We start from the raw sequence: 14,731 nt of genomic DNA, 5'->3' as shown, positions 1-14,731 counted from the left end.
CATGACTCCCTCATAGCATTTTGTTGAGCGGCGCCGGCAGCGCCGGGTAGCCGCCGGAAAGGTGTTTGGCGATCAGCGCCAGCGCCGCGATCAGCGCCGGGATGGCCAACAGCGTGAAAATGGTGCTGAACGACAGCTGCATCTGCATCAGCACGCCACCGCTCATCGCCCCCAGAATGCCGCCAAAACGCCCGAGACCGAGCATCCAGGCCACGCCGGTCGCCCGGCTCTGGGTGGGATAGAACCCGGCCGCCAGGGCCGGCATGGATGACTGGGCGCCGTTCATGCAGGTGCCGGCGATGAACACCGTGAGCGCCATCAGCAGCGGAGAGGTATAGACATAGCCGATGATGCCGACGAACAAACCGGTCAGCAAATAGCCGACGGCCACCACCTTGTGCGGGTTCATGCGATCCATCAACCAACCGATAATCAATACGCCGAGTCCCCCGCCGAGCGGAAACAGCGCGGTGATCAGCGACGCCTGCGTAACGGAGGCGCCGGTTTCACGGATCAGCAGCGGCAGCCAACTGGTCAGCAGATAGAAGATCATCAATCCCATGAAGTAAGTCAGACACAGCATCAACGTGCCCAGCAGATAGCGACGCGAAAAGATCATGCCCAGCGGCGACGCTGCCTTTACCAGCCCCTCTTCCTGCAACATGAAGTGCGGCGGCGGCGTCATTCGGATCGGCGCAATGCGTTTCAGCACCTTGGCGATGCGCTCTGCGGCATAGCCACGCGCGACCATGAAGCGCACGGATTCAGGCAAGGCGGCGATCAGGACCAGCGCCAGCAGCAACGGCATGACGCCGCCCAGCACCATCACGCTCTGCCAGCCGAAATGCGGGATCAGCCAGGCGGAAGAAAAACCGCCCAGCGACGAACCGAGAGGGAAACCGCAAAACATCAGATTCACCATCAGGGCTCGGCAGCGCTGAGGGGCATATTCCGACATCAGCGTGGCGGCGTTCGGCATGGCCGCCCCCAGTCCCAGCCCGGTCAAAAAACGCAGCAGCGTCAGCGTCGAAAGCGAGCCGGCGAAGGCGGTCAGCAGGCTGAAGCCGCCGAACAGCAGCAGCGAAATCACCAGCACTTTCTTGCGGCCGATGCGATCCGCCAACGGGCCGGCGGCCAACGCGCCTACCGCCAGACCGACCAGCGCGGCGCTCATTACCGGCCCCAGCGCGGTTTTGTCTATTCCCCACTCCTGCACCAGCGACGTGGCGATGAAGCCGATAATGGCGGTATCGAAACCGTCCAGCGCGACCGCCAAAAAACACAAAGCCAGTATCAACCACTGGTAGCGAGAAAATGGCTGGTTATCGATAAACCCTCGAATTTCTACGTTGTTATCATGCGGCATGGCTTGCTCCTCAGAGAGTGCGGCAAACCTCGCCGCACGGAACAGCCGGCTGCGAGCCGGCGAGAGGGTTAATTTGTGCGATTATCGGAATATAGTTCGTTAATCGACAATCAAATCAAACCACCCCACGGCGAATGCTTCAATATTGTTAAAAAAATAAGCGTGCGATAAACGAACATCAGAAAGCGGTAAATAAAATAATTTTATTTACTATTAATTGGATATGGAGATTTAAGCCGTGACTGCGGCGTGGGGAGTTGTGATTTTGTTAACATTTTAAAAACATCATGAGCGCCCGGTCTGACGTTGCCCTGGGCCGGAGGGAACCGGCGCTTGTCAAACCGCGCTCGCCGCCTAAAAACAGGAAGCGAGCGCAAGCCTCGGCGCTATTGGCTCACGGCGCCGTTTGCGCGGCCGCGAGGTATTTCGCCATTTCCGCCGTCGGCACCATGCCGCCGCCGGTCGCCCATACCAGATGCGTCGCCTGGGCCAGGTGCTCGGCGCTCACGCCCTGCTCGCTGAGCTCCCCCGCATGGGCCGCAACGCGCCACGGCCCGGCCATGCCGGCCAGGGCGGAGGGTTCCAGCTGGATATGCTCGTGCCTGTCCAACAATCCGAGCAACGCGAACATCTCTTCGTCGCTCAGGGTGTAAAACGCGCTCAGCAGGCGCTCCATCGCCCGGCCGACAAAGCCGGAGGCGCGCCCCACCGCCAGTCCGTCCGCCGCCGTGCGGTTGTCGATGCCGAGATCTTGCACCGCAATGCCGTCATGCAACCCGCTGTAGACGCCGAGCAGCATGCAAGGGGAATGGGTCGGTTCGGCGAAAATGCAGTGAACATGATCGCCGAACGCCAGCTTGAGGCCAAAGGCGACTCCGCCCGGCCCGCCGCCGACGCCGCACGGCAGATAAACGAACAGCGGATGCTGCGCGTCCACCACGATGCCCTGTTCGGCAAACTGCCGCTTCAGGCGGCCGCCGGCCACCGCGTAGCCGAGGAACAGGGTTTGCGAGTTTTCATCATCGATAAAGAAGCAACTCGGATCGTCCGCCGCCTGTTTGCGCCCTTGTTCGACCGCCACGCCGTAATCGTCGGCGTACTCCACCACCGTCACGCCATTGTCGCGCAGCTTCTGTTTTTTCCACGCCCGCGCGTCCGCCGACATGTGCACGCTGACGTCAAACCCCAGCCGGGCGCTGATGATGCCGATGGATAATCCCAGATTGCCGGTCGATCCGACGGCGATGCGGTACTGGCTGAAGAATTGACGGAACTCGTCGGAAAACAGCCGGGCGTAGTCGTCGCCGGTGTGCAGCAGCCCCGCCTCCAGCGCCAGTTTCTCCGCGTGCGTCAGCACCTCATAGATGCCGCCGCGCGCCTTGATTGAGCCGGAAATCGGCAGATGGCTGTCCTTTTTCAACAGCAGGCGCCCGCCCAACGTCTGCCCATAGCGCCGATCCAACGCGAGCTGCATGGCCGGGATCGCCACCAGCTCGGATTCGATGATCCCCTTTGTCGGTTGGGTTTCCGGGAAGGCCGCGGCAAGATAAGGCGCGAAACGCGCCAGGCGCTGCTCCGCGTCGGCGACGTCGGCGGCGGTCAACCCGACGTGGGGCAACCCTGCGGCCAGCGTTGTCGCGCGCGGATTGAACCAGGTGATCGGCTCTAGCGCGACCATGCGTTGCAACAGCGGATGCTGGGCGACCCACGATAGGATCTGTGATTTCTGCATAAGTGTCCCTGACTGATGTTGGCGTTGCCGTCACCTTGCCGCGAACGCCGGCGGCTGACAAATGATAAATTCTGAGCTTGAGGTGCACTAGATTGATGCAAGCGCGACGTTAGCCGGCCGTCACGCCAAACAGCAGGCCGACGCCGGAAGAAACCGCCATCGCCAGTGCGCTCCAGATGAGGATGCGCGCCACGCCCGGCAAGATCGGCGCCCCGCCGGTTTTCGCGGCGATGCCGCCGAGAACGCCGAGGGAAATCAGCGCCGACGCCACCAGCGCCGGCCGCGTCCAGGCGACCGGTACCCACATCGCCACCAGCAGCGGCAACAGCGCGCCGAGGGAGAAACTCAGGGCCGACGCCAACGCAGCCTGCAGCGGCCGGGCGCGGGTGGCGGAGGAAATACCCAGTTCGTCGCGCGCGTGCGCCTCCAGCGCATCATGCGCCATCAGCTTTTCCGCCACCTGCCGGGCCAGAGCCGGATCCAGACCGCGATGCACGTAGATTGACGTCAGTTCGCGGAACTCCCCCGGGTAGTCTTCAAGCAGCTCCGCCTGCTCTTCCGCCAGCGCGGCCTTTTCGGTATCCGCCTGCGACGAGACCGACACATACTCGCCGGTGGCCATCGACATCGCGCCGGCCACCCACCCGGCGACGCCGGCGATCATCAGCGCGGAATGCGAGGCGTTGGCCGCCGCGACGCCCAGCAGCAGGCTGGCCGTTGAAACGATGCCGTCGTTGGCGCCGAGCACCGCCGCCCGCAGCCAGCCGATACGTTCAATACTGTGCCGTTCTCGGTGCATCCGTTCTCTCCCTCTGTGACTGTTGCGCTACTCGCGCGCCGCCGCTTCCAGCCCGGCGATGTCGATTTTGCCCATCAGCAGCATCGCTTCCGTTACCCGCCGCACGCGGGCGGCGTCGGGATCGTTCATCAACTCCGTCAGGCGCCGCGGCACAATTTGCCAGCACAGCCCCCAGCGATCGCGCAGCCAGCCGCACTGCTCCGCCTCGCCGCCCTCGCTCAACGCATCCCACAGCCTGTCGACTTCCGCCTGATCGTCACATTCCACCATCACGGAGAAACTGTGATTGAACGGATCCAGCGGCCCGGCTTCGATCGCCGCGTAGCGCTGGTCCCCCAGCGTGAAGGCGGCCAGCTTCACGCTGCCGGCCGGGCCGCTCGGCGTCTCCGCCGGCAGGTCGGAAAACCAGTTCACGGATGATCCGGGGATCAGCGCGACATAGCAATTCAGCGCCGCTTCCATGTCTTTTTCAAACCACAGATGTTGCGTAATTCTGGCCATCTGCGCCTCCTTTACGCATCGAGGATCGGCGCGAAACCGCCGAAGATCATGCGTTTGCCGTCGAACGGCATCTCGCCCAGCGCTTTCATGCGCGGATCGTTCATCATTTTCTCATTGGCGGCGTCGCGCACCGCTTTGGAGGAGTACTCTATCCAGCTGAACACCACCACTTCGTCTTCCTGGGCTTTCACCGCGCCGCGAAAGTCGGTGAGCTTGCCATCGGGCACGTCATCGCCCCAGCACTCCACGATGCGCGTGGCGCCAAACTCTTTGAACAGCGGCGCTGCCGCCGCCGCCAACCGGTGATAAGCCTCCTTATTGGCGGCGGGCACCGCCACCACAAACCCGTCTACGTATTTCATTCTGGCATCCTCTTGTCTGATTAAGGACAGTCGGTTTGGCGCAGGCGGAAATGCCCGCGTCCCTTACCAGTTTAGACCGCAGGCACGCAGCGCGGATCGGAAGTTCAGCGGCCGTGACAGGCCGGCGGAGACGATTCCGGTGTGGCGACCCGGTTGCGGCCGGCGTTTTTCGCTTTGTACACCGCCAGATCCGCCAGCTTCAGCAGATCCGCCAGGCTTTGGCCGGAACCGCCCGGGCAGGTCACCATGCCGATGCTGACGGTGATCTGCAGCGGATGCCCGGCCGGCATGAGGATAGACTCCGTTTCGATGCGTTGCCGCAGGCGTTCGGCCAATTGCCATCCCTGCTGCGGCTGGCCGAGCGTCGAAACGATGGCGAACTCTTCGCCCCCCATGCGGCCGAACAGATCACCGACGCTCAGATCGGCGGCGATCGCGCGGGTAAAGGCCATCAGCGCCTGATCGCCGCCGGCATGGCCGAAACGGTCATTAATCGATTTGAAATAGTCGATATCGAGCATCATCACGCACACCAGCTCGCCCTTTTGGTCTATCAACCGTTCGCCGCGCTGCATAAACGCATTGCGCGTCAGCACGTGCGTCAACGCATCGTGATTCGCCACGTGCTCCAGCGTGCGTAGCAACGCATTACGCGCATAGTTCATGCTGGCCACGGCGATGGGCCCCAGCGCCAGCAGCGCGATGCCCAAACGCATCGATACCGCGTTTTGCAACACCTTCATGTCGAGCGTCGAGCTCAACAGCCCGAAATCGATAGCCAGATGGCACCACAGCACATAGATCAGCACCGCAATCATGGTGCAGAACAGTGAGAAGGACATCGCCAGCCACAACAGCACCGGCATGGGAAAGATCACCGCCCCGGGGCCGCCGATCAGCACGCTGCACACCGCCGCCAGCAACAGCAGCGCCAACACCGTGAGTTTTCGCCCCGCCCGTGGCCATTGGCTGCGCTGGGTGAACATGGCGCCGGCCGCCGCAAGGCGACGTCGCCAATCGCCGGGAAACGCCAGAATAAACGGCATCAGCGTGACGTAATTGGTGAATTCGGACGAGAACCACAGCGCCAGCGAGGTCAGATAGGGTCTGCCGAACAGCCACTGCGAAGTTACGGCGCCCACCGCGCCGGTCGCGGCGGCGGCGGCCAGGCAGATGCCGAACAGGTACATGCTGGACGTGCCGCGTTGCAACATGCGCGCCGGCGGCGACAGCCGCATGAACAACAGATACCCCACCACGACGCCGGTCAGATTGGCGACGTTCAGCAGCAGCGTCTTTTGCAGCGAACTACCGGTCAACAGATCCGCCGCCAGATAGCCCAGCACCGCCATACCCCAGCCGGCTCGCGTAGCCCACTGTGGCCGACGCACCAAAACGGCCAGCAGTACGGCGTTCACCGGCCAGAATATCGCCAGAAAGCTGCCGGGGCGACTCACGATGCCCAGCAGACACAGGGTGAACACCAACAAAAAAATGATGAGCGCGGGCCAGATTTTCCGGGTATCGGACAACGAGGTGGTTTGCATCTTGGATCCAGAGACTTCCGCTAGCGTAAAGTGACAGTATTTTCGCGTCACAACCGTCGGCGATGAGGCGAAGATGAACGGCCGACCCGCCTATTATTGCCAGTTTTCCCTGCCCGGACACCTGTTTATTCATCAAGGGAAAATATATTTGTGTATCAATATATTGACAGAGATCCCCCACCTAGCGAACAAACTGCCGCGACTCTCGCTCCATCTCGATCGTTATTGCCACCCTGCCGACTTTTTACCGGCAAAATCGCCGTATTTTTCCCTAATGACAAAATTAAATCGTGCAATGAAGGGATAGCTGCATTCCCCTCTATTCAAAACCTATAAATGATAATTATAATGATAATCGTTACTATTTATTATTTTTTCATGGAATTATATGCACCAGTCAGTTCTTCGCCACCCCACTAAAAGAAATAAAAATCACGTTCTTCGCACGCTGCCCCTGATTGCCGGTTTGTTCCCCGCGCTGGCGATCGCCGCCGCGCCCGGCGCAAAAACGGAGGAATCCATTACGGTGACCGCCGCGACCCAGCCTTCCGGCAGCTATAGCGCCGACACTGCCTCGACCGCCGGCAAAACCGCCGCGCCGATCGCCGAGGTGCCGCAATCGGTCAGCGTCGTCACCTCTCAGGTCATTGACGACTTCCAGGTCAAAAGCGTCAATGATGCGATGAAGTTCGTCAGCGGCGTCACCCAGGGCAACACGCTCGGCGGCACGGAGGATGGCTTCGTCAAACGCGGGTTCGGGGTTAACTCCGACGGCTCGGTCTTCATCGACGGCGTGCGCAGCAACCAAGGGCTGAGCATGGACGCCACCACCGATCGCGTCGAGGTCCTGAAAGGTTCCGCTTCGCTGCTGTATGGCATCCTCAGCCCCGGCGGCGTCATCAATCTGATCAGCAAAAAACCGCAGTATGACTGGAACACCCGCATCAGCGGCGCCACCAACAGTTTTGGCGGCGGCAGCGGCAGCGTCGATGTGACCGGCCCGCTGGGCGGCGGCTTCGCCTTTCGCCTGATCGCCGAACGCCAGCACGCAGATTACTGGCGCAATTTCGGCAGCGACGAACACACGCTGATTGCCCCCTCGCTCAGTTGGTTCGGCGACCAGGCTTCCTTTAACATCGCCTACAGCGAATACAAGTACGACATTCCTTACGATCGCGGCACCGCATTTATCGACGGCAAACCGGTCGATGTGCCCTATGACCGCCGCTTGGATGACTACGCGAACCATGCCTGGGGCAAGAACAAACGTCTGAACGCCCATTATGAGTACGCGCTCGATCCGATCTGGACGACCCGCTTCAACTACGCCTGGCTGCAACGCCGTTACGACAGCAACGAAGTGCGCGCTACCGCGGTCGACACCACGACCGGCATCGTCTCGCGCCGCGCCGACGCCAACCGCGGTTTCAATCATCAAACCCACTATTACTCCTGGGATCTGACCGGTTCGCCGCAGCTGTTCGGCATGCAGCACGATCTGCTGCTGGGCGTGGACTACGAGAAGAATCAGACCTACAAGGCCTATTCCTACCGCGGCAAGGTCTCGAAGACCTTCAACATGTACGATCCGGTGTATGGCGAAACGCCGATCACCGACAGCACCACCTACAGCGACGCCTCAAGCAACCTGCGCGCCACGCTGTTCAGCCGTTCGCTGTACGCCAAGGACAGCATTCATCTCACCGATCAATGGATCGCGGTGCTGGGCGCGCGCTATCAGTCGTATTACCAGAACAACAGCAACGGTTTCCAGAAACCGAAAAATACGCTCAATGACAAAGACGACCAGTTTTTGCCGCAGGCGGGGTTGGTGTATAAACTGACGCCGAGCCTGTCGCTGTACGGCAATTACAGCCGTTCGTTCACGCCGTCCACCGCCATCGACGACAATGGCAACGTCGCCACGCCGGAAACCGGCACCACCTATGAGGTGGGCGGAAAATGGCAGATCACCCCGGCGTTTGACGCCACGCTGGCGCTCTATCGCATTGATGAAAGCAACATGTCGATCTTTATCAACGGCGTGACCCGCAGCATCCCCAAAGCGCGCTCCACCGGCGTCGAACTGGAGTTGAACGGGGAAGTGGCGCGCAACTGGGATCTCACCGCCAACTACAGCTACGACAAGACCGAAATTGTCGAAGACAACCTCAACCCGGACAACGTCGGCAATCGGCTGGTCAACGCCCCAACCAACATGGGCGGCCTGTACCTCAGCCGCCGCATGACATTGCCGGTGGTGCCCGGCGAGGTGCGCATTGGCGGCGGCGCGCGCTACGTCGGTCGCCGCGCCGGCGATCCGGAGAACAGTTTCACCATGCCGGCCTATACCGTGGCGGATGCCTTTGTCGCCTGGGACAGCAAGCTGCTTGGGAAACATACCCAGCTGAAACTGAATGTGAAAAACCTGTTCAACCGCGAGTACTATGCCTCCAGCGCCGGTAATTTACGCGTGATTGAGGGTGAACCGCGCAGCCTGAGCCTGCAAGCGACGGTCGATTTCTAACCTGTCATGCCTTGGGCGCCGTTTGGCGCCCGTTTTCTTTGCGCCGGCCGCGGCACATCACATCGGCGAGAAAATCCAGCAACGCGCGGTTGAACAGCGCGGGCCGCTGCAGCGGCGCGAAATGGCTGACGCCCGGCAGCATCGTCAAACGGGCGCCGGGAATGCTGCGGCTAAGATAGGCGGCATGTTCGGCGCGGATAAATTCATCGTGTTCGCTGTGAACGATCGTCACCGGCACGCGAATGGCAGCCAATTCCTGTGCGCGGTAGTCCGGCTGGCTGCTCATCATCAGGCTCACGGCGGCGACGAACGCCTCGAAATCGTCCGGCGTTGGCGACAAGGCGGCATAGTCCTGCGCATGGCGCGCAAAACAGCGCTCGACGATCGGGCTGGGCACCAACGGTTTAACGCCGCTGGCGTCCATATTGCAGCCGAAGAAAAAAACGCCGTCCACCTGCCCGGGCGCCTGATGGGCGGCGATGAGCGCGACGCAAGCGCCGTCGCTCCAGCCCGCCAGCGCGGCGTGGGGTATTTGCAGCGCCGCCATCACCGCCAACAGATCATCGGCCATCCGATCGTAACGATACGGCCGGGCGTCGCGCGTGCTGCGCCCGTGCCCGCGGCTATCGATGAGCAACACCCCGTACCCGGCGGCCAGCAATGCCGGCAGCTGATACCCCCAGTTGCCGCTGTGGCCCAGGCCGCCGTGCAACAGGATCACCGCCGGTCCGTCGCCATAGGCGGCATACCAAATACGCGCGCCGTCGTGGTCAATATAACCCTGCCGGGCTCCCGGCGGTAAGGGCGGCGCCCCTAACGCGGCAAAGCGCGTCAAATCGTCGTCGATGTGCATCTTTCCCCCCTCGTTCGCCGGCGCGGTGCGGCGAAACGGCATCCAAGGAGTATAGATCGCACTGGCGGGCGGTAGCGTTCGCTTTCCCGACATATACTTAAAGGAGGAATCGCAATGGAGGACGGAGAGATGAAAAAGATAACGCTGGTGCTTTTGACGTTGTTGCTGAGCGGCTGTATCGGCGGCGGCGGCCCGTCGAATGCGCCGCCGGCGTCGCCGAATGAGCCCTACACCTGCAGCAACTCCGGCGCCAACAGCGACTGTTCGCAGTCCGTGGAGCCGTCGATGTACTAGCCGCGTTCGGCGGGCCGTTGATGAACGACCCGCCGCCTCATGGCAGAACTAGGAAGAGTGTTCCTCTTCGTTAGCCTGATATCGCGTCGCCTGCTGCTTCATGAACACCACCTCCTGCGGGCTGGACAGGCTCACTTCCTGAGCGCGCAACAGCTTGAGGATGTTAAACAGCAGTTCACTCTTGGTGGCGCCGACCATGCGCGGGCTCGGCACATAGCCAGTCACGCTCAGGATAATGCCGTCCGGCCCCAACTGGCTGAAGCGCACGTAAGGTGCCGGCGTCTCCAGAATGGTTTCGTACTCGTTGTAAGCGCTCAGCAGGATATTGCGCACCTGCTCCGGATCGATCGAGGTCGGGAACGTCAGCGCAATGGTCACCACGCCTTGCGCGTTGCCCATGGTGGCGTTACGCACGTTCTGTGAGATCAGCTGCGAGTTCGGTACGATCATGGTGGAGCGGTCGCTGAGCTGAATTTCGGTGGCGCGTACGTTGATGCGCCGCACGTCGCCTTCCACGCCGCCGATGCCGATCATATCCCCGACCTTCACCGGGCGTTCGGTCAGCAGGATCAGGCCGGAAATAAAGTTCTTCACAATCTCCTGCAAACCGAAACCGATACCGACCGACAGGGCGCTGACGATCCACGCCAGGTTGCTCCACTGGATGCCCAGCGCCGCCAGGGTGATCAGAATGACCAGCACATAGCCGATATTGCTGAACAGCGTCACCAGCGAGGCGCGAATGCCGACGTCCGAAATGGTCTTCGGCAGCAGCTCAGAGCCCAGCCAGCGCCGCACCGCGCGCAGGATGTAGATGCCGATCGCCAGGCAGATCACGGCGTTGAGCAGGTTGCCGGGCACGATGTTGAAACGCTGCAACCCTTCGCCGGTCAGGATCGAGACGATTTTCTCCATCAGCGAGCCCGGCGTGGTGCTGCCAAACGAACCGTTGAACAACGCGACGATCATCAACAGCAACAGTGAACATTTGGCCAGCGCGGTGGTGATGATCGCCACCTGCTCCAGATGGCGATCCTTGAAGCTGAGCGTTTTCTTCAGCATCTTGCCGCTGACGGTCTGCGGCGAAAACAGCGCGGCGCACAGGTCAGTGGCGAACAGCACCATGAAGTAGAACGCCATCAGCACCAGCACCACCCAGATGAGCTGGTAGGTCAGGAAGCGGGCGAAAGCGATATAGCCCACGAGCAGTGAAAGCAGGATCACCACCGAACACACCAGGGTGACGATATGCACCAGCCCGCCGACCAGCGTGCGTTTTTCCAGGTGCGCGCCCTGCTGCTCCAGACGGCGACGAATGCGCTGGCCGCGCAGCGGCGCCGCCAGCAGCACCATGCCGATCAGCCCCGCCACCAGGCCGTTGCCGAAGATGGTGGTGGCCAATGAGGCGCTGACGACGTTGTTGATCAGCTCCACGGTGCCGAACGCCAGCGCCAGGCCGGCCAGCAGCGGCGAGAAGTAACGCAGCCCGGCGGCCACTTCATTGTCCAGAGAAGCCAAACGCCAGGACGGGCGATTCAGCGACAGCGCCGCACGCCCCAGCCCGGCGATCAGCGCGCAGAAAATCCCCAGACGGTTAAAGCCTTCGGCGAAGTCTTCCAACATGACCGGCAGCGGCTGCACGCGGATAAAGACGTAATACAGCAGGTTCAGCGCAATCGAGGTGGTGATCACCGTCACCGCCACGGTAATGATGGCCATAAAGCTGCGGCGCAGGCGCCCGTCCGGCAGGAAGCGAATGCTGACCCAGGCGAGGAAACGCTCGGACAAATAACGCCCCCAGGACCAGACGATCACCGCCAGCGCCAGCAACGCCAGCGTGCCGTACCGCCATTCGTCCTGCCAACTGGCGTCCCAGGCCGCTTTCATCTCGGCGTTGAACTGGTCCAGCCGCTGCACGTCATCCGCTGACGGCTGCACGACCGGCGTCCAGAATTTGACGCCCAAAATGCTGCCGGTGTTCAGCGCCAGCTGGGTTTTGAACGCCACCCGACGCAGATCGCTGATCTGCTGGCCCAGGTCGAAGGCGCTGGTCTTGATGGCCTGCGCGCGTTTTACCGCATCGTCCAACTGCTTCTTGCTGCTGTTCAGCGCATTGCGCTGCTGGGCGACGGCCGGGGTTTCCGGCAGCGCGCCGGCCGCCGGGGCCGGCCCCAGCACGTCCAACTGCGCCTGCAGTTTTTCCTGCACCGGCTGCAGATCGGCGGACAATTTATCCATGCTGGCGACCAGATCGTCCGTCGCCAACCGCAGCTTGCTGAGCTGGGTGTCGGTCGTCGCTTTGGAAACCAGCTGCTTCATGCTGTCCAACTGCTTTTGCGCGGCTTTCAACTGCGTAGCGGGATCGGGCGCGCTTTCGGCGGCGGGATCATCCTGGGTAGCGGCGACGGCGGCGAACGGCGTCAGTTGCATACCCAACAGCAATAATAACAACAGCAGGAACGGGCGAGGCTTTAACATAAATTCAGTGCTCAGCATCATTATCTGATAGACAGACGAACAGGCGGCGGATGAACCGTCGCTTAACCATAAACGCTAATTATAATAGCTGCTTAATGTCGGCCGAAATACAGTAATTATTCCCATTGTGTGCCACGCGCCCGCGCTCGCCTTAGCTTGCTGATTATTCGGGCGCTTTTACACTGGCGATACGGCATGAAGCGCTCTATAATCCAGCCACCGATTAACCTGCAACCAATAAAAGGAGACTTACTATGCTGACGTGTGAATTGGTTTTTCACTCACACTTCTTTGGTAATCGTCGCCGCTCAAGCATTACCGGTATCGCGCTGCGATAACCCAGCTTGAGCGAAGCTTACTAAAATCCAGGATCTTCCCTCCGGCTTACCGGGTTATCGTCAGCAATGTTTGACGATAGGCATTGTTATGCCTGTAACTCTTGAGTAAGCAATGAGCACATTACTGTCTGCACAATCTGTCGGTTACGACAACGCGTTCGGCGTCCTGCTGAGCGAGATTTCCTTCAGCCTGAAAAAAGGCGACCGCATCGGTTTGATCGGCGATAACGGCTGCGGCAAAAGCACCCTGCTGCAAATTCTCAGCAGCGACCTGCCTGCGCACACCGGAACGGTGACATTGTCACATCAATGTCTGATGGCGCGCATCGAGCAGCACCTGCCGCCGGAACTGCACGCCAGCACCCTGCTGGATGCGGTTCTGGCGCGGCTGCCTGCGGGCCAACACCTCAGCGAACGCTGGCGCTGCGAAGCGCTACTGGCCGAGCTGGGGTTTGAACCGGCGAGCTGGATGCTGACCGCCGGCACCCTCAGCGGCGGCCAGCATACGCGGCTGTTGTTGGCGCGCGCGCTGATCCGCCAGCCCGATCTGCTGCTGCTCGACGAACCCAGCAACCACCTGGACCTGCCCACGCTGCTGTGGCTGGAACAGTTCTTGCGTAACTGGACCGGCAGCTTCGTGCTGGTGTCGCACGATCGCTATCTGCTCGACCAGGTAACCAACTGCACCTGGATCCTGCGCGACAAAACGCTGCAGTTCTTCCGTTTGCCCTGCTCTGCGGCGCGCACCGCGCTGGCGGAACAGGACGCCGCGGACGAACAGCGGCGCCACGCCGAGCAAAAGGAAATCGACCGGGTGGAAAAAAGCGCCAAGCGCCTGGCGACCTGGGGCAAGGTCTACGACAACGAAGATCTGGCGCGCAAGGCCAAGCAAATGGAGAAGCGCGTCGATCGGTTGAAGGAAGAACAGACCACCCTGACCGCCGGCAGTCCATGGCGGCTGCGGCTGCAGGGAGAAGCGCTGGACGCCGATCGCCTGCTGGCGCTGCCGCACTGGGCGGTGCGCCCGGCGCCGGATGCGCCGGTGCTGTTCAGCCTGGAACATCTGCGCGTGAAAAGCGGCGATCGCATCGCCATCGTCGGGCGCAACGGCTGCGGAAAATCGTCGCTGTTGCGCCTGCTGTGGCGCGAGTATCAGCAACAAACGCAGCGCCCGGCGCTGTTCCATCCGCGCGTGCGTATCGGCTATTACGATCAGAGCCTGCAACAGCTGCGCGATGAAGACACGTTGAGCGAAGCGCTGGCGCAGTTTGCGCCGCTGACCGAGGAACAGCGGAAAATGGCGCTGATCGGCGCCGGGTTCCCTTACCTGCGCCACCATCAGCAGATCCGTTCGCTGAGCGGCGGCGAGCGTTCACGGCTGCTGTTTGTCGGCCTGACGCTGGCCAACCATTCGTTGCTGCTGCTGGACGAGCCCACCAACCACCTGGATATGGCGGGCAAAGAGGAGCTGGCGGAAACGCTGCGTCAGTTCCCCGGCGCCGTCATGCTGGTCACCCACGATCGGATGTTGATCGAACAGAGCTGCAACCGCTTTTGGCTGATAGACCAACAAAAACTGGAGGAGTGGCACGATCTGGCGCCGGTGTACCAGCGTCTGGCGGGCGAAACGCCGGCGCTGCCGACGGCGCACGAGGCCAACGCAGACGCCCCGACGCCAAACCCGCAGTTGGAAGGCGAAGAGGCGTTGCTGACCGCCCTGTTTGCCCTCGAAAGCAAACTGGAGGCCGACCTGGCGCGTAAACCGAAGCATCAAAAACCGGAGCTTCAGGCGCGCTGGCGCCGCGAGATTGCCGACATCACCGCCCGGTTGCATCTGGGCTAACCTTGACAGGCCGCCATCCGGCGGCCTGTCAGGCTATTGACAAAGAGGGGAAAAAGCGTGGTTTTTCCCCTCTTTGTGGTGATCAGTCGAA

11 protein-coding genes are annotated in these 14,731 nt (G+C 61.4%); 3 read left to right on the top strand and 8 right to left on the bottom strand.

The genetic code is table 11. The features are described 5' to 3' along the window. Positions 1-10: 10 nt before the first annotated feature. From ITX55_RS01830 to ITX55_RS01805, 6 genes are all read right to left on the bottom strand, one after another. Positions 11-1,366: an MFS transporter gene (locus tag ITX55_RS01830; protein WP_108680780.1), complete on the bottom strand. Its 1,356-nt coding sequence runs from the start codon at positions 1,364-1,366 to the stop codon at positions 11-13. Positions 1,367-1,760: 394 nt separating this feature from the next. Beyond that, positions 1,761-3,098, bottom strand: coding sequence for a D-serine ammonia-lyase (locus ITX55_RS01825; RefSeq protein WP_117188248.1), 1,338 nt, complete (start codon positions 3,096-3,098; stop codon positions 1,761-1,763). Between the two features lie 109 nt (positions 3,099-3,207). Further along, positions 3,208-3,897 carry a VIT family protein gene (locus ITX55_RS01820; RefSeq protein ID WP_042784570.1) on the bottom strand — a complete coding sequence of 230 codons (690 nt, stop codon included), beginning with the start codon at positions 3,895-3,897 and terminating at the stop codon, positions 3,208-3,210. Positions 3,898-3,924: 27 nt separating this feature from the next. After that, a complete protein-coding gene (locus ITX55_RS01815; RefSeq protein WP_033650344.1) occupies positions 3,925-4,398 on the bottom strand; it encodes a VOC family protein in 474 nt (157 codons plus the stop codon). 11 nt (positions 4,399-4,409) lie between these two features. Continuing rightward, positions 4,410-4,760: a DUF1428 domain-containing protein gene (locus tag ITX55_RS01810; RefSeq protein WP_108680784.1), complete on the bottom strand. Its 351-nt coding sequence runs from the start codon at positions 4,758-4,760 to the stop codon at positions 4,410-4,412. A 104-nt stretch (positions 4,761-4,864) separates the two neighbouring features. Beyond that, positions 4,865-6,307 (bottom strand): diguanylate cyclase, encoded by a 1,443-nt coding sequence (locus ITX55_RS01805; RefSeq protein ID WP_033650342.1) that lies wholly within the window; start codon positions 6,305-6,307, stop codon positions 4,865-4,867. Between the two features lie 388 nt (positions 6,308-6,695). Here ITX55_RS01805 and ITX55_RS01800 point away from each other — a divergent pair, with 388 nt between their 5' ends. Next, complete coding sequence (locus ITX55_RS01800) at positions 6,696-8,834, top strand: TonB-dependent siderophore receptor (RefSeq protein WP_370632580.1); 2,139 nt, start codon at positions 6,696-6,698, stop codon at positions 8,832-8,834. 4 nt (positions 8,835-8,838) lie between these two features. Here ITX55_RS01800 and ITX55_RS01795 read toward each other — a convergent pair whose 3' ends face one another. Next, the gene (locus ITX55_RS01795) at positions 8,839-9,687 is read right to left on the bottom strand and encodes an alpha/beta fold hydrolase (RefSeq protein WP_108682309.1); all 849 of its coding nucleotides are present in this window, start codon (positions 9,685-9,687) and stop codon (positions 8,839-8,841) included. Positions 9,688-9,816: 129 nt separating this feature from the next. Between ITX55_RS01795 and ITX55_RS01790 the strand changes: the two genes are divergently transcribed. Then, positions 9,817-9,981, top strand: a complete 165-nt coding sequence (locus ITX55_RS01790) for a hypothetical protein (protein WP_176445936.1) — start codon at positions 9,817-9,819, stop codon at positions 9,979-9,981. A gap of 48 nt (positions 9,982-10,029) precedes the next feature. On the opposite strand, the gene ITX55_RS01785 is transcribed toward ITX55_RS01790, so the two are convergent. Continuing rightward, the gene (locus ITX55_RS01785; protein WP_169539598.1) at positions 10,030-12,459 is read right to left on the bottom strand and encodes a DUF3772 domain-containing protein; all 2,430 of its coding nucleotides are present in this window, start codon (positions 12,457-12,459) and stop codon (positions 10,030-10,032) included. 450 nt (positions 12,460-12,909) lie between these two features. Here ITX55_RS01785 and ITX55_RS01780 point away from each other — a divergent pair, with 450 nt between their 5' ends. Next, positions 12,910-14,640 (top strand): ABC-F family ATP-binding cassette domain-containing protein, encoded by a 1,731-nt coding sequence (locus tag ITX55_RS01780; RefSeq protein ID WP_108680787.1) that lies wholly within the window; start codon positions 12,910-12,912, stop codon positions 14,638-14,640. Positions 14,641-14,731: the final 91 nt, after the last annotated feature.

Source organism: Serratia sp. EWG9 (assembly GCF_019913725.1).
In the GTDB taxonomy this organism is placed as follows: domain Bacteria; phylum Pseudomonadota; class Gammaproteobacteria; order Enterobacterales; family Enterobacteriaceae; genus Serratia; species Serratia ureilytica.
Note: the sequence above shows the minus strand (reverse complement) of the source record. Positions and strands in the feature narration are given on the sequence as shown.

What these genes read in the sequence shown, in the direction of transcription:
- ITX55_RS01830 (WP_108680780.1), bottom strand. Translation starts at nt 1,366, where the DNA reads ATGCCGCATGATAACAACGTAGAAATTCGAGGGTTTATCGATAACCAG.
- ITX55_RS01825 (WP_117188248.1), bottom strand. Translation starts at nt 3,098, where the DNA reads ATGCAGAAATCACAGATCCTATCGTGGGTCGCCCAGCATCCGCTGTTG.
- ITX55_RS01820 (WP_042784570.1), bottom strand. Translation starts at nt 3,897, where the DNA reads ATGCACCGAGAACGGCACAGTATTGAACGTATCGGCTGGCTGCGGGCG.
- ITX55_RS01815 (WP_033650344.1), bottom strand. Translation starts at nt 4,398, where the DNA reads ATGGCCAGAATTACGCAACATCTGTGGTTTGAAAAAGACATGGAAGCG.
- ITX55_RS01810 (WP_108680784.1), bottom strand. Translation starts at nt 4,760, where the DNA reads ATGAAATACGTAGACGGGTTTGTGGTGGCGGTGCCCGCCGCCAATAAG.
- ITX55_RS01805 (WP_033650342.1), bottom strand. Translation starts at nt 6,307, where the DNA reads ATGCAAACCACCTCGTTGTCCGATACCCGGAAAATCTGGCCCGCGCTC.
- ITX55_RS01800 (WP_370632580.1), top strand. Translation starts at nt 6,696, where the DNA reads ATGCACCAGTCAGTTCTTCGCCACCCCACTAAAAGAAATAAAAATCAC.
- ITX55_RS01795 (WP_108682309.1), bottom strand. Translation starts at nt 9,687, where the DNA reads ATGCACATCGACGACGATTTGACGCGCTTTGCCGCGTTAGGGGCGCCG.
- ITX55_RS01790 (WP_176445936.1), top strand. Translation starts at nt 9,817, where the DNA reads ATGAAAAAGATAACGCTGGTGCTTTTGACGTTGTTGCTGAGCGGCTGT.
- ITX55_RS01785 (WP_169539598.1), bottom strand. Translation starts at nt 12,459, where the DNA reads ATGTTAAAGCCTCGCCCGTTCCTGCTGTTGTTATTATTGCTGTTGGGT.
- ITX55_RS01780 (WP_108680787.1), top strand. Translation starts at nt 12,910, where the DNA reads ATGAGCACATTACTGTCTGCACAATCTGTCGGTTACGACAACGCGTTC.